The sequence below is a fragment of the Gemmatimonadota bacterium genome (assembly GCA_009838845.1).
GTDB lineage: Bacteria > Latescibacterota > UBA2968 > UBA2968 > UBA2968 > VXRD01.
On the sequence record VXRD01000051.1, the window covers coordinates 1 to 24,007 of the forward strand.

Consider the following 24,007-nt stretch of genomic DNA (forward strand, 5'->3'; position numbering starts at 1 on the left):
CCGTGCGATCATCCAAAAACAGATCTAAATTCGCCTGAATCGCCTGTTCTGAATCCGTATCTAAGGCATTGGTCGCCTCATCAAAAATCAAAATTTTCGGATCACAATACAGTGCCCGTGCAATTGCAATCCGTTGTCGTTGTCCACTCGATAGCCCCACGCCCTGCTCACCGACCTTTGTCTCATAGCCCAAAGGCATATCGCTTACGAAATCGTGTACACAAGATAGCTTTGCCACTTCCAAAATGCGGTCCATGTCCGCGTCTGTCTGACCAATGGCGATATTTTCTGCAATCGTGCCAGAAAACAAAAACGGCTCCTGCATCACCATACCCACCTGCCGCCGCAACCAATGGGGATCCAGATCTCGCACATCCATCCCATCGAGCGTTACGCGCCCTTCTGACGGATCAAACAAACGGGGCACTAACTTTACCAACGTCGTCTTACCCGCACCACTGCGTCCCACAATTGCAACTTTTTGACCCGGCTCAAGCGTCAGGTCTATATTATTCAACACATAAGGTTCGTCAGAACCAACACCATATCTAAAAAATACCCCCTCAAAAACCACCCGTCCTACCAAATGCTTTAAGATCAAACCCTGACCCTGTTGCCGCGCATCTTCCATCTGCGTGTCATACACATCATTTAACCGATCTAACGCTATACGCGCTTCTTGCACCTGCGGCCATATCCCGATCAAGCCCATAATGGGGCCCATCACATTGCCAATCAGCGCATTAAACGCCATCAACTGTCCAACCGACAGGTTACCCGCAATCACCAATGAGGCGCCATACCACAAAATCACCGTACTGCTCAACAAATTGATCACACTTCCGATCCCCCCAAACAACATCTGCATTTTTAACCGCTGAAAGCCAATCTGAATTTCCTTCGTGAACTTGCCTTCCCAATGCCACCGCGTCGCGCGCTCAACTGCCGCGGCTTTGACCGCATCAATGCCCTGCAGCGAATCGATTAAAACAGATGATTGTTCGGCACGCGCCAGAAAAGCGCGCTGGCTGAAAGCCTTCAAAATGGGTGTGTAAATCAGCGTAAGCCCTACAGAGAGCGGCACAAAAATCAGCATGACCAACGTCAGTTCAGCGTTGTAATAAAACATCAAGCCCAGATAGACAAAAAGCATGATAAAATCTAAGACTGCCGAAACCGTCGTACCTGTCAACAACCGCCGAATCGTTGCATTCTCTCGAAATCGCGTGGTCAAATCGCCCGTGCGCCGCAGAGCAAAAAACTGCATGGACAGCGCCAGCAAATGCCGATAAAAACGCGACAACATCGCAATGCTCAACCGCGCACTCACATACCCGATCAAATAGACGCGCAACGTCGATGTGCCCATCTGGAACAACGCGACGACCACCATCCCTACCAGCATCAAATTCAACAAATCCTCGTCGTGATGCACTAAGACCTGATCAACAATCGTCTGCATAAAAATGGGCGACGCCAGACCGAACAAACTGAGCACCAGAGACGCCAGCAACACCTCAATCAATATGCCTGTATAGGGCCTGACCAGTGGAAAAAACCGCTTAAAAGAAGACTGAGACGGTTCGTTCTCTGCCACCTGATCTGTATATTCCAACAACAGTGCCCTGTTTGTCCACCCCTTCTCAAACTCTGCCCGCGACAGCTTGCGAATACCCACACCGGGGTCTGCTATTTTCACCTCCTTTTTATCAATCTGATACAAGACCACAAAGTGATTGCCCTCCCAGTGCAGAATGGCTGGCAATTCTGTTCGCATCAGAGCCTCATATCCCGTGCGCACGCCGCGCGTGATAAAGCCCAGTGTTTCCGCAGCCTCAGCCAAAGCCGCCATCGACGTGCCATACCGCGACACATTGGACATATCGCGCAGCCTGTTCAACCCAATCGGCATCTTGTAATACTTACAAATCATGCCCAAACACGCCGCGCCACAATCCGATTGATCGTGTTGCTTCAAAAATGGAAAGCGAAACCATGTGGGAACGTATGGTTTTTCACCGTCTATTCTGATATTGACTACATTGGATGCTGTATTGGATGCCAGTTTTTCATCAGACCGGTCAACGGGTGGTTCGGGCACTTGTCGCGTTTTTCGAAACAATGCCCCATTCGCCCCCTGATCTCCACGCGATATACGACCTTTCTCCAACGCCTCATCAAATTCCGGTATCATAGCTTTTAACTTATTAAAATCGCTTTTATCTATACAAAAGAGCACGCTATGACACCGACTGCGAATGACCGTTTTATCATCTCTATCATCGCCAAAATAATCACCTGCACTCAAAATCACCGTATCCCCGTCTTCTGACACAGCCTCCAACTGACCGCTACCGATCAAATAAAATCGCTGACCCAACTGACCTCGCTCAACAACGGTCACACCCTCCTCAATCGCCTCGCGCTTCAGCCGCGCAAACAACACCCGCATTGCCTGACTCGGAACATCCCCTTTCAAAAAACGCGTAAAGTCCCGATACGCAATACAGGCAACCTGCTCCTCAAGATATGCCCTTACGTCAGAATGTTTTCTTACAGCCTTAAAAAACTCATCCTTCGGCACCTGCAACACCTCCGCATCCTCAACCGCTCGCACCGTTGCCCGATGTCCCTCTCTGGTCAACAATGCCCCTTCGCCAAAATGATCGCCCGCATACAAATATCCCACAGTTGTCGAATTGCCATTCTCATCCTGCTTAATCACCCGCAACCGTCCAGACTGCACAATGTAAAACGCCTCACCCACCTGACCCTGTTGAAAAACAACACCTCCAAAGGGAAAGTGAACAGATTTTGACCGCACCGAGTTTTTGGTGAAAAAGTGCGAAAGATTCATTTTCGCCAACCGTCCTGTAACATGTCTATAACTCAACTACAATGCTGATTTCTAAAATGCTCTGAGAATCTCTGTCAGGCAAGCTATCTACTCTCCAGTACTGAGTGACGTAAGTCCTGCCTCATATAACACCGTCACTCCTGCACACGCCGTGGAGCATGCGCGGGAATGACGGGTTGATGCACATCGGACTTACCACGGCGGCGGCATACACGGACAAGTCGCACCAGAGACTAAGTCCGCGATCGTCTTATCGCAGGAATATATATAATTAGTGATAGTCGTCGTATCACGTGGTGATGGTGGGATAACAGTTGGATCAGGCAGGTATATGGGCTCAGCATCCTGGGGGTAAAAATATAACGAATCAACAAAATCAGAAACACAATCTCCTACTGAATCAACAACATCAGAAACATAATCTACCGCTGCATCAATAGCATCTGTCACACTTCCCAGGCCATCAATGCCCTCCATTTCTTCAACATTTAGTGTTGTTTGATGGATAGGCAGTATCGTGCAAGAGGCAAAAACAGCGTCTGAATTTGAATCTGAAGTCACGCGATTATACATAACATCCTCCGGGTAAATGAATTGTAAGATTCAGCAAAAAAAGATGGTTTTCGTCCAGTATCTGAATAACAGGAATAGCGTCTTGTGGGGGTGCTACCAGGAAGCCCACCATTCACTCACCGTATCACAGATATCATCAATAATATCTTCAAGAGGCTCTAATGGGTCGTGCTCAAACAAATCTTCTCCTGGCAAAATGCATCCTCCTGATGTATTCGCCATCTCACCATGTGCCAGTTCGCTTTCTTGACCGGGGAGTTGAACACAGGTCACAGAAACTTGTGCTGGCATTGATGTAATGCGCTCCGTCATTTCTCTCACCTCCTTTCTTTACCACTTCAACACAAGCCGTATCCCTATGCCAATCAGGGAGCCGTGAGCATATCGCTGAAGTGTCGGATTTTGCGAAGCGTCTTATAAGCTCTATCGCGCGTCTCGCATAAGCCTATCAGAGCAGCTTCGACTTCGTTTGGGTGTAAATGTTGCATCAAGTGAAGGCCCAGGCCTTCAATAAGGGACATATCTTGCCCAAAAAACGAAATGCGAGGCAACGGACCTTGCGCGCTTCCCAAATAGTTAAATCCTTTGGACACACTTTTCGGCACACCGGACATATCACACCCCTGTGTAAAACTCACGGTTATTGGTATCGGGCAGGCAGGTGCATCGCGTTTGGTCCGCAGACTTTCAAACAGTGCCATGTGCTGCTGTGCCGTATGATCCCAGGAAAATTTGAGTGCACGTTTGCGAGCAGACTCACCCATTTCTACACGCTCCGTCTTGCTATCCAAAAAATCGCGCACAGCATCTGAAATCACTTCTGGGGCGATATACCCCGTCACATTCAATGGCTCGTCTTCAAATCGCTCAATCTCGATCAACCGCCCACAAGTGCCCAACAACTCTGGCGCACCCGCAAAATTTGTCGCCACAACCGGAAGACCACACGCCATGCCCTCTATCACAGTGGAGGGACACGACTCATACGAATACACCGACAGCGCGCACAATACATCCAGCATATTGTAATACAGCGGCATATCCGTATAGGGTTGCGCGCCTAAAAAGATCACATTGGGCGCATGTGTCACGGGTGCGAACTGCTTGCCAATCACCGCAAACAGCACATTGGGATTCAGATCGGCCATCCGCAAAAACGGATACGCACCCTTGCCCGGCTCAAACCGCCCGCAAAAACCCACCACAGGCATCTCTAAAAAACGTTGATCACCCGTCTTATCCGCGACCTCTTTGCGCGCTTGCAACTTATCCATCGGCACAAACACCTCGGCATCTACCCCATTGGTAATCGCGTGCAAATACGATCTGTCAAACACCAGCTTGCCCACCTCATCAGCGACATACGCCGACTTGGGTGACAGGGCATCATAAGGCCGCAACAGCGAATAACATTGAAGCACCTTATCGACAAAATCCCGATTGTGTCCAAAAGAACACGACAGCCGAATCACAATGGGTGCGGGACACACATGGCGAAAAAATGCCAGGTCATCTACTTTGGGTTCAAACATCAGTACGCCATCAAAATCCTGCCGCACAAACCACTGGCGAGACTCATCAATCGTCTCAAACTCAGGTCGAATACCGTGCACATTCGGACCATAATCCACTGCTTCAGACGCCGGCATATACACCTCGCAATACTTCGATAACGCCTGCACATGGTTAAAACCCGAAAGGGACGCCCCGCTATTCGACGCCATCACTTTCTCGCGGTCGTGATATGGATGTGACACATAAATTTTCATCTTTCACCTCATTTAGACTGATTCTATAAACTTTCGCGTTTGCTCGGCACCATCCAGGGATAGATCGTGTTCGGGCACAGGACTCTCGAGCATTTTGGCAATAGCTTTTGTCATCTTTCCCACACCGAGTTGATCCGGATGTACCACCCCGGCAATGCCCAACCCCATCAACTCCTGCGCGCGAAATACCTGATCATCCATCGCAATACTCGGCACCAGAATCGACGGGACCTGTGTCTCGAGCACATTCATACACGTATTGTAGCCCGCCCGGCTAATCGACAAATCCGCGTGTTTCATCCACGCCAAAAAATTGGACGTAAAGCGTTCAATGCGAAATGGACCATCACCACACAACCCGCACAAAGCCTCAAAATGCTTTTCATCGATAAACGCACCAGCGAAAATCACCATCTCGCGTCCATCGTGCGCCTCGTCCCGCTCCAATTGTTTCCACGCTTCAATACACGGCGCAACAAGCGCAAGCCCCTCAGCCCCACCGCCAGAACTGACCAGCACATACCGATCAGGCGCACGACCAGGCCGAGATGCGTCACCGAGTTTCTCCGAAACAAACCCCGTATAAACCACGGGAATGCCGATATCAGCAGTCCAGGGAAAGTGATCTTCCAACCGGGATAGTTGGGAATCGCCATGCACCATCACCGCATCGAAATACTGATTCAACACGGACACAACCTCCTCGTAATACCGCCGATTAAAAGCCAAATACTCGTGATGTATCCCGCCAAAAGGCACCGAATAAAACCGCATCGCGTCCCCATCCCGCCTCTGGACAGGAGTGACAGTCGGTTGCAACACATTGCTTTTTGCCCGCGTTGGAATATCCCGCAGCGAACACAGCACCTTCGCACCGGGATTGACCTTATTGAGCCTGACAATGGTATTGAGGATCTCGCTCTTGAGCGACCATCGGGAAAAAGGGAAAAACTCAATACAAAACACATCCGGACAAATCTGTTCCATCGCTTCGGAAAGCCTGACCTGACGCCCGTGCATCACAGCCTGCAAATCTCTCTCCGTATCAACAGACTCAATGCCCTGTGCGCCCGAGCGAAGGGGCGGCAGGGAAATACGCACCACCCGTTCATCGAGATCAGCCTCGGGAATTGGTCGCCCGCCATCGATGAAAAACACATCGCATGTCTTCACCAGCGCATTGACAATCTGTCGATTGCGAAAATGGTGCCCAACGCCAATGAGGTGCTGGCTATAAAATGCAACTGTAGTATTTTTCAAAACTTCACCCCTCTATCATCGCGGACATCCCGTCCGCCTCAATCCTATTCACGCGATTTGCGCACAACATCTCTGCAAATACCGTGCCCATTTTGAAAAAAAACAAAAAAAAGTGCCTCAGAATATTCTAAGGCACTAAAAAACAAGAATATATAATTATCGTTAGCAGACTCACGCTTGCTAATCAGGTGAGTCGCTATTTAAGGAAAGGTGTACATTTTATTCACTTGCAATGCAAAAAAGTGAAAAAGTCTGTCAAATTTTTATTTCTCCACAAAGTAATCGCCCGCATACAAATAGCCCACGGTTGCCGAGGTGCTAGTGGCAGACATCCACCTCATTTATCGCATCCCTGAGTGTCCTCAAGTCCAACTCTCGCCTCAAGCTGATCTGTTTTTTTCTGCTTCGCCACCTGATAAAACCACCACAAACCGAGAATAGCCAATATTGGTCCGCATACATTCAACCACCACGGATTGTGAACCACAACATTCAAATCTTCTGGAACTGGAAAACCCGGTACATCAAAATGCAAAAATGTCACAGCTATCAGATTGTGCAGTGCGTGTCCCAAAATTGCAGGCCACAAAGACTCCGTTTGAATAACCCAATAGGCAAAGACAAGTCCCAATATAAAAATCACTGGAAATTGCCACGGATTTAGATGCATTAGACCAAACAGAACTGCCGACCAAACAATCGCCCGATTTTGAGTATAATGTGCCAATAAACCTTTCAAGATAATACCTCTATGAACGATCTCTTCACCAACAGGCGCTATTACAACTGCGCTAAATAAGGCTGATAGATAAGATCTTTTTTCCTCGACCATTATCTGAAAGATGTCCTGAAACATTTCGGGCATTGGCAGCAAAGTTATCACCGCATTGTCCAATTCAGAAAGAACAACCCCCAGTCCAAAGATAGACAACCCAACGGAAAGCCACATGCGCCAATCATAGTCTATACTTCTAATCGCAAGAGGCAACATATCTGTCCATGTTCGACCCGTCCGGTGCGAAACATAGCACAGAATCAGAATAAAACTTACCAATGACACAAGGTTCGTCAGGTAAGTATTCTCATCCAGAGGCTCGTCAATAATGGCACCTATAATACTAACCAATATGGCCAAGCCAACTACAATGAGGATCAATAATACCAGCAGCCAAACGGACTGCTTCAGATTTGGATATGCCATCTCAAGCTTCCGATATGAACTTTAGATTATCTATGGTGTTCTTCAGGGGATACGGCGATAGCGTCTGGTAGAATAGAGAAACCAGGTTCTGATTCGTGATTTCGACTTTGTTCGTTTTGTCCGCCCTTTCATCATCACTCCCATTCCACTGTCCCTGGCGGTTTGTGTGTAATGTCGTACCCCACGGCAGCGACACCGGGCAGATCCAGTATCTCGTCCGCTATATCACGTACCAGATTGTGGGGCAATTCGGCAAATCGCGCAGTCATAAAATCCGGAGTCGTAATCGGGCGCAAAATCACAATCTCATCTTGTCCATCTGTCGTCAACGGCACCAGAACAGTCGGCATCTGAGACACAGCAGGCATAAGACCCGCGCGGTCGAGTATTCGCATGGCAATAGCATCTGCCTCCCGCAAAACATCGAGCCTCTGATAGGTCAAAAAAGCGCGCTTGAGACGCACCCTGGGCAACACATCTGGCGCGACAAGACAAACCACGCGATTAATACCCGGCACGCTATTGGTAATTCGCGTTGACAGATCTTCGAGCACGCGCCAATCGCCATTACTTTCGGCTGTGAAACCCGAAACAATCGCGGGATGCGAATACGTGCGAAAATCACCCTGAACTCCCACACTCTTAACGGGCAAAACCTGCAATTGCAAACCCGCCTCAGAAGCGATCTCAGCAGCGGCTCGCTCTGCTGTTGCAATATCAACCCCATCCACCGCACCATCTGAGCACAAACAGCGCACAGCCAGACCGGGACCGGGAAACGGATGTCGCCACACCAGATGATCGGGCAACCCCAACTCGCTCCCCAACTCGCGCACCTCATCCTTGTACAACTGTGCCAAAGGCTCGACAACCTTGCCCTGTGCAATCAACTCATCAATCAAATCAATGCGATTGTGGTGCGTCTTAATCAACGCTGCGTGCTCTGTCCCTCCCGATTCTATGGTATCCGGATAAAGCGTACCCTGCCCCAAAACCCATTGATCTGCATCCAAATGCAAGTGCGCCATCACCTCGTCCTTCACCTCTAAAAATATTTGTCCAATCGCCTCGCGCTTTGCTTCTGGATCGACCATACCCTCCACACCCAACAAAAAATCGTCACTGGCATCCTCGACAATCAGATTGTCAAACCCCTCTTCCTTCAGAAAAACCTCCACCGCAGCCGTCTCGCCCTTTCGCATAAAACCATTGTCAATATGCAACCCCAACACCCTGTCTGCGCCCAACGCCCTGTTAAACAGCACAAAAGCCACCGAAGAATCGACCCCTCCCGACACCAGCAAAAACACATTGCGATCCCCCACCTTCTCCCGCATCTCCTCCATAACCACCTCGGCATAATTGCCCATAGTCCAGGTTCGAGGCGCATCGCATATCGTCAAAAAATTATCGAGAATATTCAATCCACGCGGCGTATGTGCCACCTCAGGATGAAATTGCAAACCGTAGATTCGGCGTTTGGCATCGCCAACCGCTGCCGAAGGACAATCCTCGGTCGCCCCCAAAATTTCAAAACCCTCTGGCAGCGTTGCGACCACATCACCGTGGCTCATCCAAACCACCTGAGAATCCCCAAGCCCAGCAAACAAATCCGATCCACCTGCAATATTCAACCTGGCAGAACCGTATTCTCGCACCTCACCAGCAACAACCTCGCCTCCCAAATGCATGCACAACAACTGATGCCCATAACACAGCCCGAGCACGGGCAAATTGGTACCGAGCAATCCGGGATTAAACGCAGGCGGATCGGGATCATATACACTGGATGGACCACCCGAAAAAATCATGCCCGACGCACCCTGCAATGCCGCAGGATCAACATCCGGCGGGAAAATCTCGGAATAAACCCGCAACCTGCGAATCCGATTGGCAATCAAATGGGCATATTGCCCGCCAAAATCAATCACGGCAATGCCGTCGCGCATAAAAACTCCCTTTATACTTCATACTTCACACTTCAATAACCGGCAGCCCCGCACCCCACGTTTCCCAGGCAGATACCACCGTATCATCTACAGATTTGAATGGTGCAGGACAATCGAGCGTATAATGCAAACCCCGGCTTTCGCGGCGAGACAATGCGCAGCGCACAGTCAGCGCGGCAACAGTCGTCATATTGCGCAACTCCAGCAATGCCTCGGTAACTTGTGTGCGCTTATAAAATTCTTCGACCTCCTGCACAATCACGCCAATGCGACGGGCTGCGCGCTTCAATCGAAAATCCGACCGCACAATCCCCACATAATCCCACATCAAACGCTGTACTTCTTGCCGGTCGTGTGATAGCAACACCCATTCTTCTGTATTAAACACATCATCGTCTTGCCAGGCCGGCACATCGGGAAAATCGAGCCGCGCATCTATGTGCTGTCGGATATCGGAAAACGCGCGGTCGGAAAAAACCAGAGCTTCTAACAGCGAATTGCTCGCCAGGCGATTCGCACCGTGTAACCCCGTACAAGCGACCTCACCCGAAGCGTAAAGCCTTTCGATATCCGTGCGCCCCTGCGTATCTGTGAACACCCCACCACACATATAATGCGCCGCGGGCACAACCGGAATGGGCTCCTGCGTTATATCAATGCCAAATTTCAAACACCGTTCATAAATCGTGGGAAAACGCGCCTGAAGCTCTGCGTTCGGACAATGCGTAATATCGAGAAACACACAGGGATCACCGCTCTTTTTTAACTCGCTATCAATCGCCCGCGCAACCACATCTCGAGGTGCAAGCGGCCCCATCTCGTGATAATCAGCCATAAACGACCGCCCCGCCCGATCCACCAGAATCCCGCCATGCCCGCGCACCGCTTCAGAAATCAAAAATGAATCGGCATCCCGATGGTAAAGCGTCGTGGGATGAAACTGCATAAACTCCAAATTGCCCACACTTGCACCCGCGCGATACGCCATGGCAATACCATCACCCGTTGCAATCGCCGGATTGGTCGAATGCAAATAAATCTGACCACACCCGCCGCTACACAACAGCGTAAATTTTGCTAAAAAAGTCTTCACCTCTCCATGCACGGCATCCAGTGCGTAAACACCCCAACACTGAATCTTCCCCGGCGTTGAAATTTTCGAACCATACACATGGTGTTCCGTGATCAAATCAATCGCCATGTGATGCTCGTACAACGCGATATTGGGATGGGCTATCGCCGCTTCAGACAACGCCCGCTCAATCTCTCGCCCGGTCAGATCGGCGGCATACACAATGCGATTCTTTGAATGTCCGCCCTCGCGCCCAAGCGCGAGATTTTGAGTTGTACGCTGTTCACTCGCCTTCACACCCTCCTCGCTTCCTCGCGTAAACTCTGCCCCCCATGCAATGAGCGCCTTAACCATATCGGGACCTGCCCGCACCACCATATCCACCACATCTTCGCGGCACAAACCCGCGCCAGCCTGAATCGTATCCTCCCTATGAAGCTCAAACGAATCGTCTGGGTGCAAAACAGAAGCAATACCGCCCTGTGCGTAATTGGTATTGGATTCTTGAAACTCTTTTTTAGTAATCAGAGTAACAGACCCCGTCTCTGCCGCTTTAAGCGCAAACGAGAGGCCAGCAATACCACTGCCAATGACCAGATAATCAGATTTAGAAACCTCAGACATGGCGTTGTACCCTACAGGTCAAAAAATATCGAGCCGCGTATTGACGATTCGATACGCGGCAAACACAAATAGCGGTCAGTTTTTACTCACTTCACAATTTCACGCAAAAAATCTTCCGCTGAATATTCATTGCAGCCCACAGCTTCCATCACCAGATCCAATATCTCACGACGAGTTCGGCGCCCATAGAGCAAATCTTCCTGTACTTCTCGCGCTTTTCGACTACTCAACCGATCCGCGATCTCCTTAGGCGTCAACCACGCGCTTCCCGTCTCTGCCATTGTTATACCTCGTGCTAATGATCTAACCTTTCAAAAAATTGAACGGAAAAGATACGGAAAAAAAACATAAAGTCAATTGATAGCGCATATAGCCGATATACAATACACACTTGAAAATTTTAAAACAATTGGGTAATTTTGCGTAGCGAAGATATCCATAATGACCAGAAGAAAGGAGATATGACCGTGAATTCTCAACGCCTATTAATTGCAGTCGCTCTCGTCTTTGGAATCGCATTCTCCGTTCAGGCGCAGGAAAAACAACCTGCGGATTCGACAAAGGTCGCCAAACGAGACTCCGCAAAAACTCAAAAAAAGGGAACGCCCAAAAAAGACACACCAAAGAAAACCATAGCCGACCTCACCAAATCCAGCCGCAAGTACCCCGGTCTCTTCACCGTTTATGAAGATACGACCACAGGCGCGTTGCAATTGCAAATCCGCGAATCGCAAATCGGCAAAGAATACATCTACTTCACCCACACTGTCAACGCCCCCGTATCAGCGGGAACATACAGGGGCAATTATCGCGGTAGCCGCGTGCTTTCCATTCAAAAGCACTTTGACAAAATCGAAATCATCTCTGAAAACACCGCGTATTATTTCGATCCCAAAAACGCCCTGAGCCGCGCAGCCAAAGCCAACATCAGCCCTTCTATTCTCGTATCGGAAAAAATTGCAGCACGCAATGACTCCACGGGCAATATCCTCATCAAAGCCGACGGTATTTTCCTCACAGAAGCACTCCATCGCGTCAACCGAACGCAGAACCGCAACAATTTCTCCCTGGGCAGACTCAGCAAAACCAAAACCAAATGTCTATCCATCAAAAATTATCCCAAAAACACGGATTTCATCATCGCCTACACCTATGAGAATCCCAATCCCAAAGGCGGTGGCGACGGCATAACCGATGCCCGCAATGTGACGATTGCCCTGCAACACACCCTGATCGAAATGCCCAAAAATGATTATCAACCGCGATTTGACGACCCGCGCGTCGGCTACTTCAGCACACAAGTGACTGATCTAACCTCCAAAAGCGCGACACCTTATCGCGATTTAATTCACCGCTGGCATCTGAAAAAAAGGGATCCCAAAGCCAAACGCTCTGCACCAGTCGTGCCAATCACCTATTGGATCGAAAACACCACCCCGCACGAATTGCGTCCAACCATCAAAAAAGCAGCTCTCGCCTGGAATATCGCCTTTGAAGCCGCTGGCTTCAAAAACGCCGTACATGTCAAAGAACAGCCCGATGATGCCGATTGGGAAGCCGGCGATATCCGATACAATGTCCTGCGCTGGACCTCGTCGCCCAATCCGCCATTTGGCGGATATGGGCCGAGCTTTGTCAACCCGCGAACCGGGCAAATATTGGGTGCCGACATCATGCTCGAATTTGCATTTCTCACGAGCAGCCTGCGCTATGACAAGCTCTTTGACAATGCGACACGCAATGCCGATTCGGACATGCCTCAATACTGTTCCCTGGGCCACGAGTTACACGCATCCAACCTCTTTGGCACACAGGCCCTGCGCGTTTCTGGCGCGTCCAAAATTGAAGTTGACGCACTGCTCAAAGAAAGCATCTACTTTCTCATCCTCCACGAAATCGGCCACACGCTCGGTCTCAACCACAACATGAAATCCAGTCAACTTCACACCCCAGCACAACTGCACGACAAAAGCCGAACCGGCAAAATGGGCCTCACGGGTTCGGTAATGGACTATCCAGGTGTCAACCTCGCATTGCCCGGGCAAAAACAGGGGCATTACTACACCACACGTCCTGGTCCCTACGATATTTGGGCTATTGAATTTGGATATTCTCCCGGGTGGGACAATATCAAAGACGAACAAAAACGCCTCGAAAAAATTCTCGCACGCTCCACAGAACCCGAACTCATGTTTGGCAATGACGCCGACGACATGCGCTCGTCGAATCGCGGCATTGACCCGCGCGTGATGATCTACGACCTCAGCAGCGATGCCATCGTCCACGCCACGGGTCGGATTGAACTGGTAAACGACGTCAAAAACAAAATCCTCGCAAAGTACAACACGCCAGGCAACACCTATCACGAACTGAAAACGGCCTACCTCATTCTCACTGCGCAGCACCGCAATGCCGCAATCGTACTCTCCCGTTATATCGGCGGCATTTACGTTGACCGCGCAGTCATCGGTCAAACCGGCGCAACCCGGCCATTCACGCCAGTAGCTCTCGCCGACCAGAAACGCGCGATGGACGCAATCGCCAAATACGTCCTATCGCCCAATGCATTTGATATGCCGCCCAGGCTCTATAACCATTTGCAGGAACAGCGACGCGGATTCGGCTTCTCCCGCGCCCCAGAAGATCCTAAAATTCACGACCGCGTAATCGGCATTCAACAGCGCGTCTTCAGCCATCTCTTACACTCCACAGTGCAAGCCCGCCTGCTCGACACCGCGCTTTATGGCAACGAATACGCACTATCCGATATGATGACCGACTTGACCGATGCCGTCTTTGAGGCAGATGCCGAAGGCACAGTCAATTCTTTCCGCCAGAACTTGCAGGCTGAATACGTCAATCGACTCATCGACATCATCGACCCCGAAAGCAAGCGGATCTATGCTTCTCGCGCCATCGCCCTGCACAATCTCAAAGCCATACAAAGCATGCTTAAAAACAAAAAAACAACCGATGCAAGCACCGAAGCTCACACTGGCTATATCCTCCACTTAATTGAACAGGCACTGGATAAACGTTAGACTATGTCCATCACAGACTTGCCCGCGGCAAACGCCTTTCTCAACGGACTTTGCACCATCTTTCTTGTGTTGGGATTCATCTATATCAAACGCGGCGACATCAAAACGCACCAAAAATGCATGGTCACAGCGTTGATCTTATCGGCTCTGTTTCTGACCTCATACCTCATCTATCACAGTCAGGTCGGCTCTGTGCCCTATCCACACCGCGATTGGACGCGCCCGATCTACTTTGCCATACTCATTCCGCACATCATCCTCGCTGCCGTCAATGTGCCCTTCATCATCACGCTGGTCTGGCGAGCCTACAAAGGCGAATTTGATCGCCACCGCCGCCTGGCGCGATGGGTTTGGCCCAGTTGGATATTTGTCTCAATTACCGGCGTCATCATCTACCTGATGCTCTATCAACAGTAGTCAGCGGGCGACCACAGGGGGTCGCCCCTACAAACCACAATATCACCGTAGGGGACGGCCCCTGTGCCGTCCCGAAAGTTGAAAATTATGAAAATCCTGATATCCGGTGCTTCTGGCCTCATTGGCTCAGCACTCAAAACCGCACTGAGCGCGCGCGGTGACCGCGTCTTGTCTCTCACCCGACGCACTGCCCGCAACAACGATGAAATCATCTGGGACCCATCTTCTAATACCCTCGATCCCTCGCGCCTCACCAATATAGATGGCATCATACACCTCGCCGGAGAAAACATCGCCTCCCGACGCTGGACCGCAGCGCAAAAGGCGCGCATCCGCGACAGTCGCGTACAGGGCACCACACTGCTCGCCCAAACACTCGCGTCTATATCTCCGCCGCCAAAAGTCTTCATCTCCGCATCTGCCATCGGTTATTACGGCAACCGCAACGATGAAATCCTCACCGAAGACAGCCCGCCAGGAGAAGGCTTTCTCCCGGATGTATCCATCGCCTGGGAAAACGCCGCCAAACCCGCTACAGAAGCCGGCATACGAACCGTTCACCCGCGCATTGGCATTGTTCTATCCCCCACAGGCGGGGCACTCGGCAAAATGCTCTTGCCCTTCAAATTGGGATTGGGCGGCATCATCGGATCGGGCAAGCAGTACATGAGCTGGATCACCCTCGACGACCTGATCTCTCTATTCCTCTTTGCAATAGATAACGAATCCATCAGTGGCGCCATCAACGCCGTATCACCAACGCCTGTCACCAATCGCGAATTTACCAAAACCCTCGGACGCGTCCTATCTCGTCCGACAATTTTTCCGCTACCCGCATTTGCCGCCAAACTCGCACTGGGCGAAATGGCCGATGCCCTATTACTCGCAAGCACCCGCGTTATCCCTTCACGCCTCGAAAACACCAGCTTTTCCTTTGCCCACCCCCACCTTGAGCCTGCCCTGCGTCATCTGTTATAAGAACACTCCATCTCACCATTTCCGGAGAAATACTTATGTCCTCACATGAACCCAGCTTCAAAGAAAGCGTTGACCTCATGTTTGACCGCGCAGTGGCAACGCTCGATTTGCCTCCAGGGCTGGCTGACCAGATCAAAATCAACAACAACATTTACCTGGTGCGCTTCTTTGTCAAACTCCGCGACAGCTATCGCATCTTCACGGGATGGCGCTCTGTTCACAGTGAACATCGCCTGCCCGTCAAAGGAGGCATCCGTTACGCCCCCACTGTCAGTCAGGATGACGTGGAAGCACTCGCCGCACTCATGACGTACAAATGCGCGATCGTCGATGTGCCCTTTGGCGGTGCCAAAGGTGGGCTATGCATTGATCCCCGCGAATACAACGAGTATGAACTCGAACTCATTACCCGACGTTTTGCACAGGAATTGATCAAAAAGGGATATATCAATCCAGCTCTCAACGTCCCGGCACCCGACATGGGAACAGGAGAACGGGAAATGGCCTGGATCGCAGACACGTATCGCAGCCTGCACCCGGAAGACATCAACGCCATTGCCTGCACAACGGGCAAACCCTTTTCCCAGGGCGGCATTCAGGGGCGCGTCGAAGCAACCGGACGAGGTGTATTTTACGGCATCAAGGAATTTTTTAACAACTCAGAAGACGTCAAAAACGCGGGCCTGAAAGGCAATTTGGAAGGCAAACGCATAATCGTGCAAGGATTGGGTAATGTGGGCTTTCACGCGACCAAATATCTCGAAGAAGAAGGTGGCGCGCGCATCATCGGCATTATTGAACGCGAAGGAGCAATCCTATCAGAGGAGGGATTCTCAATTGAAGAAGTCGCTGCTTACCGCGCGGAACGCGGTTCATTAAAACACTTTCCGGGAGCCACCTGTATTGCAAATGGCAAAAGCCTGCTCGAAGCAGAATGCGACGTGCTCATACCAGCCGCTATTGAAGGCCAGATCACACTTGAAAATGCCAGACGCATCAAAGCGCCAGTAATTGCAGAAGCGGCCAACGGTCCCGTCACTTACATGGCAGACAACGTATTGCGCAAAGCGGGAAAAACCATCATACCCGACGCCTACCTCAATGCGGGCGGCGTCACAGTTTCTTATTTTGAATGGATCAAGAACCTCTCGCACATCCGGTTCGGACGTCTCGACAGACGCCACGAAGCACATCGCGGTGCGCAAATCATCACCGCCCTGGAAGAAATGGTAGGCAAACCCGTTCCAGACCATCTCAAAGCAAGACTCTCTTATGGCTCAGATGAACTGGACCTCGTGCGCTCTGGCCTCGAAGACACCATGAGCACTGCCTATCAAACCATGAGTGAAATCCACAAATCGCGCGACAATGTGCCGGATTTACGCACCGCTGCATTTGCCATCGCCATAGAAAAAATCGCACGGGCGTATATTGAAATGGGGCTGTGAGAAGTGTGAAGTAGGAAGTGTGAAGTAGGAAGTAGAATGAGGCAACAGCCTTTGGGTGACGAGGTGGAATTTTCTCACTTCACTCTTTTTACTTCTTACTTTTATAACACCTTATGAGCAGCACAAACAATCGCATCTACGGCTCCATCAACGCCGAGAAAGCCGGTATTCACTATGACAGAGTATAGATGTGGATTATCCCAGGCCACCTTATAATGGCGTTTGATATACGTCCTGCGGCGCTCATCCACGCCTCTCATTCGCCTTATTGCATCCTCGTCGTTGGTCAATTGATCGCGGTCTTTCACCACATCCAGCTTAAAGTCTTGCGTCGCCACCACGCGCACATGCAACGTATCTTCGCGGCCCTTCAAGACAGCCTGCCCACCTCTCCCCAATATAACCACATCGCCCTGATCGGCCATCTGCATCTCCACCTCCGCGGTCAACTTCGCGTACACCTCTTCATCCATGGTTATCAGTGCCTGATCTCGGTGGTCGGACAACTCGGGCACGGTCGCCGCAGCCCACCACTCGTATTCCGACAAACCCGTCAGGGTGTCTGCGTATCCAGGCGTGAGAAATTTTCGCAAAATTCTCAGAGCGGGATGTTCGGGTAGTTCGTCATAGCGTTCGACTTCTGACACGGGCACCTGGGCTTTTTGTGCCACCTCAACGAGCAAATCTTTGTCTATATTGTGATAAGACAGTGTCTCGGCAACCTTCCGGGCAACAGTACGTCCATCACTGCCGTATTCCCTTGAAATAGTGATAACACCCATGGCACGCCTCCTTTGTAAAATGGGGGAATTAGTGCTCAGGCAAAGCCTGCGTACAATGGTTGGAATCTCACGAATCGCAACTCGTGATTAACTCTTTTAACCGATCAGCAATCGGTTTGATCATATCTTCTGACAAACACATGGGATTAAAAATCAACACGCCATCGTAAACTCCCGATGTACTAATATGAATACTCGGATCACCTTCCATTAATTGCCGCGCCACCTCCACGCCTCTTTCCGCCGGAGAAAGCACGAGCCGCAAAATGGGTATTGTGCGGTAAGCATCCATGCTAATATCGCACCCCGGCAAATCACCCATCGCATCTGCCAAATTCTGAAGGCACTGCGACCAGCGAACCTGCCGCGCCTCATCGCTTTCTGCGACAAACTTTTGCAGTGCAACCATCACCCCCGCAATCTGCTCTTTTCCCACCTTGCACGGTCGCCCAATCCCATGCTGCGGTGCACCCGGCAACGCGGATTTATCGATCAATTCAGGCGGAGGATCCCACAAATCATAATATACATCCAGATCCAGATGCTGCAATGCCGCCGAGGAAATCAGATCCCGACGCCCGCACAAAATGCCCGCACCTTGAGGCCCGCCAATCGTTTTCCCGCCGCTAAAACAAACCGCATCGGCACCTTCGCTGATAAACCGCTTCAAATTTGCCGCAGGCGGCAACTGTCCCGCAGCATCGACAATGACGGGCACGCCGTGTTTGTGCGCCACAGCCGTCACCTGTGGCAAAGGCGGCTGCGCAAAAGACTGCGCCACATACACAATCGCCGCGGTCTGATCGGTCATCGCATCCGCAATTTCCCAGGCCTCTGTATCGCGCACTCCCGCGCCACTAAACCGATCGGGAATGCCCACCTCGATGAGCTTCACACCCACTGAACGCACCGCGTGATCGTAAAAATTGCGATGTGACCGGGGCATAATCACCTCATTTTTCATCCCCGACGTATCGGGCAACCGGTTCATCTTTCCCGGATCCATACCCGTAACACATGCCGCCGTTGCAAGCACCAGCCCTGCCGCAGCACCCGATGTCACATATCCGGCTTCGGCACCAGTCACCTCGGCAATCAACTGCCCCGCCCCCGCCTGTAGCTCTGCAATATCCACGCACACCTGCGATGCCTCGCGCATAGCATCAATCACATCCTCATCCATGCGCGCCCCGCTCAAACGCGTAACCGGACCAGCAGCATTGATAATCGTGCGCACGCCCAACTGTTCAAAAATAGACACCATGTTATCCCTCCCTCAATTTAACGCCTCCAACCCATCAACTGTTTCAACCTCGCGCATTATTTTTTATTTCATTCAATATGATTGTCCTCATGACCGCTGTCAAGTAGAACTGCCCACCGCAAACCCCTTGCCCGATTTTGTGATGTTCCTTACCATGTGCCGGTTCACAACCATCCTATGAACGAGGTAATTTATGCAAATACTCGAAGCCACGCCAAATCGCTTCCAAGGCATTGAATTGGATCCAGCAGCACTACCGCACGATCCCGAGGAATTTCGCACGCGCCTTTCAGCATCCCTCCAGGAGTGGAAACGCGAGGCATTCCAGCTCGTCTGGATCAACATCCCCATTGAACGGGCAGCACTCATTCCGGTGGCAACACAAGCGGGATTTACATTTCACCATTCGGGAATAGACTATCTTTTGCTCACCAAACCCCTCGCCCCCAATGCCTTCATACCCGAATACGCCACGCATTACATAGGCGCTGGCGGGGTCGTCATCAACGAGCGCGAAGAACTCCTGGTCGTCAGCGAATTACACCGAAGCTCCACAAGACCCTACTACAAACTTCCCGGGGGCGCTCTGCACCCGGGCGAGCACATTGCCGACTGCGTCCAGCGCGAAGTCTTTGAAGAAACAGGCGTACGTACAAAATTTGAAAAACTGGTCTGCTTCCGGCACTGGCACGGCTACCGCTACGACAAATCGGACATCTACTTTGTCTGCCGCCTCTCGCCCTTGAGCGAAGACATTTCTATCCAGGCCGAAGAAATCGAAGAATGCCTCTGGTTGTCCGTCCCGGAGTATCTCTCCAGCGAAATTGTCAGCACATTTAACAAACACATAGTCAAAGCCGCTATCGAAAGCCCCGGCGTCACCCACATGGAAATCGAAGGTTACTCCGACCCCGAGCGCCACGAAATTTTCATGCCCAATGGCATGGCAAAAAATATCTGAATTAGGATGATCGTAAATGATCACATTGAATAAATGGCGACGCGGATTTTCATTCGCACCCGAAGGGCGAGATGATTTGACCATGTACCTCTGGTTCTACGAATGGAACATGTTTGAAGCCGTACATCCGGGCCAGCACACGGGCGGAGATCATGTGCCGCAAAAAACGCTAAATGACAATGCGGGTGTCCTCGAACATCCCGACCTCGGCCTGTGTCTCAACGTCACAGGCAGTGAAAATGGGGCTGACCTGCTGCTCTTGATCACCAACAAAACCGACCGCACCTGGCCCGAAATTGCCGCGATCATCCCCTGCTTTAACCCCGGCAAACAGCCCGAAGTTACCGAAACCCGGGCATTTTTTGACGACGACCACGAGCGCACCTGGTTCCTCGCCGAAGAAGGTCTGGTCCCCCTCATCCGCCGCGACATTCACTACAACCACACATTTCGCAGCGCAATAGATACCGAAACCGCCTGGTCTGACAAATGGCCCACATCGCCCACCAATGCCACAGGCGGCATTCTGATGCGCGAATCCACAGATCGCACATGGGTGGCGGGCATAGCCTGGGCGGACTTTCTATCCGTTCAGGGTCACAACCCCTGGCGCTGCATGCACCAATCCATTCGCGCAGGTGCCCTCGCGCCCGGAGAAACCGCGACTATCCGCGGCAAAATCTACCTCTTTGAAGGCACTCGACACGACTGCATCGAAAAATTCAAATCGGACTTCATATATGAAAGAAATACCGAGACATAAAACCATCCCGGTATTTCTCTTGTCGGACGCTGATGTACGGGCGGGTTTTGAGTGGGGTACAACTGGCCGCCTCTCAGGCCAGTTCAACCCGCCCCTGCTTATACTTTTGCAATGGGGAACTGTATCTCAGTCACATAATCCTTCGGATCGCCATCGGGTCTAAATTGCAAATACACTTCCCGATTCGGTCCGGTGATCTCATAGCCATTGGTCTCAATCCACTGAACGCCCGCTTGATAGGCCAGAGGAAAACCTTCAAAGCCTCCGTGATGTACCAGACACGCCATTTGATCACCCGGCAACTCGTGGACCTTGACATCATCACCTTCTGGTATGGTTTTTTTGATCGGTATGTTTGCTTCGGGTTTAAAATTTTCATGCCATACCGTAATGCCCGGTCCCGCAAACTGTCCCTTGTGTTTCACAACATGGGCGACAACCCCATTGTACAGGCGGTCCATCACAGAACCGATGGCAGCAAAGTGGGGAACGGCCTCCTGTTTAGAAGCGACCAGAACCGGATCAACTGTTTTGATGACAACTTCATAATCTGGCATTTTATCCTCCATTTCGATAAGACTCAGTCTGGCTCCCACGCGGGCAACGCGTTCCCGGATATCTCTGGCAAGATCTTCGAGTTCGACCTGTTTCTGCAAAAGCATATCGCGAAGTTGATCGGCCGAAAGGTCTTCTTTCAGCATTTGATCAATCTGGCTCAACGACAGACCCAGGTCTTTGAGAGCCAGCAGGCGATTGAGCCGTGGGAGTTGCTCGAATGAGTAAAAGCGGTAGCCGGTTTGCTCATCGATGTAATCGGATTTGAACAAACCAATCTCGTCGTAGTAGCGCAACGTCTTGACAGGCACATCGACAAGCCTGGCAAATTCTCCAATCTTGAGCATGGATTCTCTCCATGTGATACGGGTGTAGAAGGCCTTCAAAGGACAATATACACCTTCCAGTAACTGGAGAGTCAAGGGCGAAAATAAAAAAACTTAAAAAATGTACTCCGAACTCCTCAATCGCCGTTTCATCGCCCTGCTCATTGTCTCTTTTTTCAGTAGCTTTGTCTCTGCCCCGCTCAACACACTCCTCCCCGTATATGTCGAAGCAGACCTGCTCGGCACGCCCCTCTTTTCCGGGGGATTGCGCGCAGCATTTCTCATTTTAGGTGGTGTCTTTGCCGTGCCTGCGGGCCGCCTTGCCGATACCTGGGGCGTCAAACCCGTTTACGTCCTCGGCACCTTGGGACCTATTCTCGCCGGCGTTATTTTTTACAGCGGCGATCCCCTCCTCCTGACCGCCCTGTGTACCGGCATCGGCATATCCTCTGGATTTAACAGCGCCGGAGGGCAAAGCTATCTCATCAGCGCAGCCCCATCCTCTGTCATCGGCATCGCATCGGCCGGTTATTTCCTCGGCAACACCCTCGGCTCTGCTTCGGGAAATTTTCTCTCTGGTCCCATCGCCGATGCATTTGGATTTCAAACCCTCGGTTTTTGCATCACACTCGCAGGGGTAGTGCTCGTTCTGATGAGCATCCTGATCCTCCCCACGATCCCCTCACCAAAATCTGCCGACAATGGTCGCAACCTGTCCGCACTCATTCAACTGTTCCGCCGTCTCGACGTGTGCCTCCTGTTGGGCATCCGCTACCTGCCCACCAGCTATTGGGGTGCTGTCACCCTGCTCTTGCCCCTGCTCATCTTTCGCATTGCGGGCACCAGCACCGAAGCCACGAATTATACTGCCATCAGCCTGATCATCGCAGCTTGTTTTCAAGTACTTACCGGTCGGCTTTGCGACCGCATTGGGCGCTGGCGTCCCATCCTCGTCTCCGCGTCACTCGTCGCCATCAGCGCCCTCGGCCTCGCCCTGACCGCGCACACCCTTACTGGCATCTACGTCTTTGGCATTCTCGCAACCGCCTCAGCCTGGTCTCTCTCAACCACCATGCCGGGCCTCATACAATTGATCGCCCGCGAAGACGAAAAAGGCCGCGTCGTGGGCGCAGCCCACCTCGCCTGGAGCCTGGGCATGCTCTCCGGCAGCCTCGGCGGCGGAAAACTCATCGACGGAGGACCCATCTGGCCCTTTGGCATCTCCGTCTTATTTTGTCTCGGCGCACTCGCCTGCGGTGTGGGCCTCTATCGCCTGCATGGAAAAAATGAAAACCCTTCGAATTGAGGAACTACCATGAACAATCACTCCCTGAAAATCATCGTCTTTGGCGCCCACCCCGACGATTGCGATATCAAAGCGGGCGGCATCGCCATCAAATACGCAAACCTCGGGCACGAGGTAAAATTTGTCTCTGTCACCAACGGCGACGCGGGCCATCACGAAATTGGCGGCGTTGAACTCGCCCGTCGCCGCCGCGCCGAAACCCAGGCAGCAGGTGCAGTCGCGGGCATTGAATACCACGTAATCGACAACCACGACGGCGAACTCGAACCCACCCTTGAAAATCGAAAAAAAATCATTCGCCTGATTCGCAACTACACGCCAGACCTCATCCTGACCCATCGCCCCAACGACTACCACCCCGATCACCGCTACACATCCATCCTCGTGCAGGACTCGGCATACATGGTCACCGTGCCCAACATCTGCACAGACACCCCCGCCCTGTCGTACAACCCCGTCATCGCGTATCTGAGTGACAACTTCCAAAAACCACAACCATTTTCTCCCGATGTCGTCATAGCCATAGACGATGCCATAGAAAAAAAACTCGACATGCTACACTGCCACACATCGCAAATGTACGAATGGTTGCCCTTTAACGCGGGCAACCTCGACCAGGTACCCGAATCGCCACAAAACCGCCGCGAATGGTTGCGGCATCGCCTCAATCAATTTCGCGCCGTAGCGGATCGCTATCGCGATCTATTGATCAAATACTACGGACAAGAACGCGGCTCAAAAGTCCAATATGCCGAAGCATTTGAAGGCTGCGAATACGGCAGCGCGCTCACAGATGACAACATCCCAGAACTTTTTCCCTTTTTTTAATCCACGGACAAAAATAAGGGCGCGTATTAAACG

20 protein-coding genes are annotated in these 24,007 nt (G+C 51.4%); 8 read left to right on the forward strand and 12 right to left on the reverse strand.

Annotated features, from left to right (window positions below; genetic code table 11):
- The 9 genes from F4Y39_07570 to F4Y39_07610 form a co-directional block, all read right to left on the reverse strand.
- Positions 1 to 2,857 (reverse strand): ATP-binding cassette domain-containing protein (locus F4Y39_07570; GenBank protein ID MYC13572.1); only part of this gene is annotated, 2,857 nt, incomplete at its 3' end.
- 192 nt (positions 2,858 to 3,049) lie between these two features.
- Entirely contained in the window at positions 3,050 to 3,430 is a 381-nt protein-coding gene (locus F4Y39_07575; protein ID MYC13573.1) for a hypothetical protein, read from the reverse strand.
- 93 nt (positions 3,431 to 3,523) lie between these two features.
- Positions 3,524 to 3,742: a hypothetical protein gene (locus tag F4Y39_07580; protein ID MYC13574.1), complete on the reverse strand. Its 219-nt coding sequence runs from the start codon at positions 3,740 to 3,742 to the stop codon at positions 3,524 to 3,526.
- A 53-nt stretch (positions 3,743 to 3,795) separates the two neighbouring features.
- Positions 3,796 to 5,199: a glycosyltransferase family 4 protein gene (locus F4Y39_07585; GenBank protein ID MYC13575.1), complete on the reverse strand. Its 1,404-nt coding sequence runs from the start codon at positions 5,197 to 5,199 to the stop codon at positions 3,796 to 3,798.
- Positions 5,200 to 5,211: 12 nt separating this feature from the next.
- Positions 5,212 to 6,459, reverse strand: a complete 1,248-nt coding sequence (locus tag F4Y39_07590; protein ID MYC13576.1) for a hypothetical protein — start codon at positions 6,457 to 6,459, stop codon at positions 5,212 to 5,214.
- Positions 6,460 to 6,796: 337 nt separating this feature from the next.
- A complete protein-coding gene (locus tag F4Y39_07595) occupies positions 6,797 to 7,660 on the reverse strand; it encodes a CPBP family intramembrane metalloprotease (GenBank protein MYC13577.1) in 864 nt (287 codons plus the stop codon).
- 134 nt (positions 7,661 to 7,794) lie between these two features.
- Positions 7,795 to 9,609, reverse strand: coding sequence for a glutamine-hydrolyzing GMP synthase (gene guaA / locus F4Y39_07600; GenBank protein MYC13578.1), 1,815 nt, complete (start codon positions 9,607 to 9,609; stop codon positions 7,795 to 7,797).
- A gap of 25 nt (positions 9,610 to 9,634) precedes the next feature.
- Entirely contained in the window at positions 9,635 to 11,305 is a 1,671-nt protein-coding gene (gene nadB / locus F4Y39_07605; protein MYC13579.1) for an L-aspartate oxidase, read from the reverse strand.
- 86 nt (positions 11,306 to 11,391) lie between these two features.
- A complete protein-coding gene (locus F4Y39_07610; protein MYC13580.1) occupies positions 11,392 to 11,586 on the reverse strand; it encodes a hypothetical protein in 195 nt (64 codons plus the stop codon).
- Positions 11,587 to 11,766: 180 nt separating this feature from the next.
- Here F4Y39_07610 and F4Y39_07615 point away from each other — a divergent pair, with 180 nt between their 5' ends.
- The 4 genes from F4Y39_07615 to F4Y39_07630 all read left to right on the forward strand — a co-directional run bounded on the left by F4Y39_07615 (position 11,767) and on the right by F4Y39_07630 (position 17,189).
- Entirely contained in the window at positions 11,767 to 14,346 is a 2,580-nt protein-coding gene (locus F4Y39_07615; protein MYC13581.1) for a DUF5117 domain-containing protein, read from the forward strand.
- A 3-nt stretch (positions 14,347 to 14,349) separates the two neighbouring features.
- Positions 14,350 to 14,763 (forward strand): DUF420 domain-containing protein, encoded by a 414-nt coding sequence (locus F4Y39_07620; protein ID MYC13582.1) that lies wholly within the window; start codon positions 14,350 to 14,352, stop codon positions 14,761 to 14,763.
- 87 nt (positions 14,764 to 14,850) lie between these two features.
- Positions 14,851 to 15,741 (forward strand): TIGR01777 family protein, encoded by an 891-nt coding sequence (locus F4Y39_07625; GenBank protein MYC13583.1) that lies wholly within the window; start codon positions 14,851 to 14,853, stop codon positions 15,739 to 15,741.
- 35 nt (positions 15,742 to 15,776) lie between these two features.
- Positions 15,777 to 17,189, forward strand: coding sequence for a Glu/Leu/Phe/Val dehydrogenase (locus F4Y39_07630; GenBank protein MYC13584.1), 1,413 nt, complete (start codon positions 15,777 to 15,779; stop codon positions 17,187 to 17,189).
- 101 nt (positions 17,190 to 17,290) lie between these two features.
- On the opposite strand, the gene F4Y39_07635 is transcribed toward F4Y39_07630, so the two are convergent.
- Both F4Y39_07635 and F4Y39_07640 read right to left on the reverse strand, forming a co-directional pair.
- Complete coding sequence (locus F4Y39_07635; protein MYC13585.1) at positions 17,291 to 17,971, reverse strand: cytidylate kinase-like family protein; 681 nt, start codon at positions 17,969 to 17,971, stop codon at positions 17,291 to 17,293.
- Positions 17,972 to 18,038: 67 nt separating this feature from the next.
- A complete protein-coding gene (locus F4Y39_07640) occupies positions 18,039 to 19,235 on the reverse strand; it encodes an aminotransferase class V-fold PLP-dependent enzyme (protein MYC13586.1) in 1,197 nt (398 codons plus the stop codon).
- A 193-nt stretch (positions 19,236 to 19,428) separates the two neighbouring features.
- On the opposite strand from F4Y39_07640, the gene F4Y39_07645 reads away from it, so the two are divergent.
- Both F4Y39_07645 and F4Y39_07650 read left to right on the forward strand, forming a co-directional pair.
- Positions 19,429 to 20,196, forward strand: a complete 768-nt coding sequence (locus tag F4Y39_07645; protein MYC13587.1) for an NUDIX domain-containing protein — start codon at positions 19,429 to 19,431, stop codon at positions 20,194 to 20,196.
- A 16-nt stretch (positions 20,197 to 20,212) separates the two neighbouring features.
- A complete protein-coding gene (locus F4Y39_07650; protein MYC13588.1) occupies positions 20,213 to 20,959 on the forward strand; it encodes a hypothetical protein in 747 nt (248 codons plus the stop codon).
- A gap of 98 nt (positions 20,960 to 21,057) precedes the next feature.
- Here the strand turns inward: F4Y39_07650 and F4Y39_07655 are convergent, their stop codons facing one another.
- Entirely contained in the window at positions 21,058 to 21,861 is an 804-nt protein-coding gene (locus F4Y39_07655; protein MYC13589.1) for a MerR family transcriptional regulator, read from the reverse strand.
- A gap of 100 nt (positions 21,862 to 21,961) precedes the next feature.
- On the opposite strand from F4Y39_07655, the gene F4Y39_07660 reads away from it, so the two are divergent.
- On the forward strand, positions 21,962 to 23,146 hold the full coding sequence (locus tag F4Y39_07660) for an MFS transporter (GenBank protein MYC13590.1): 1,185 nt from the start codon (positions 21,962 to 21,964) through the stop codon (positions 23,144 to 23,146).
- Positions 23,147 to 23,155: 9 nt separating this feature from the next.
- Positions 23,156 to 23,974, forward strand: coding sequence for a PIG-L family deacetylase (locus tag F4Y39_07665; protein ID MYC13591.1), 819 nt, complete (start codon positions 23,156 to 23,158; stop codon positions 23,972 to 23,974).
- The last annotated feature ends 33 nt before the right edge of the window (positions 23,975 to 24,007 follow it).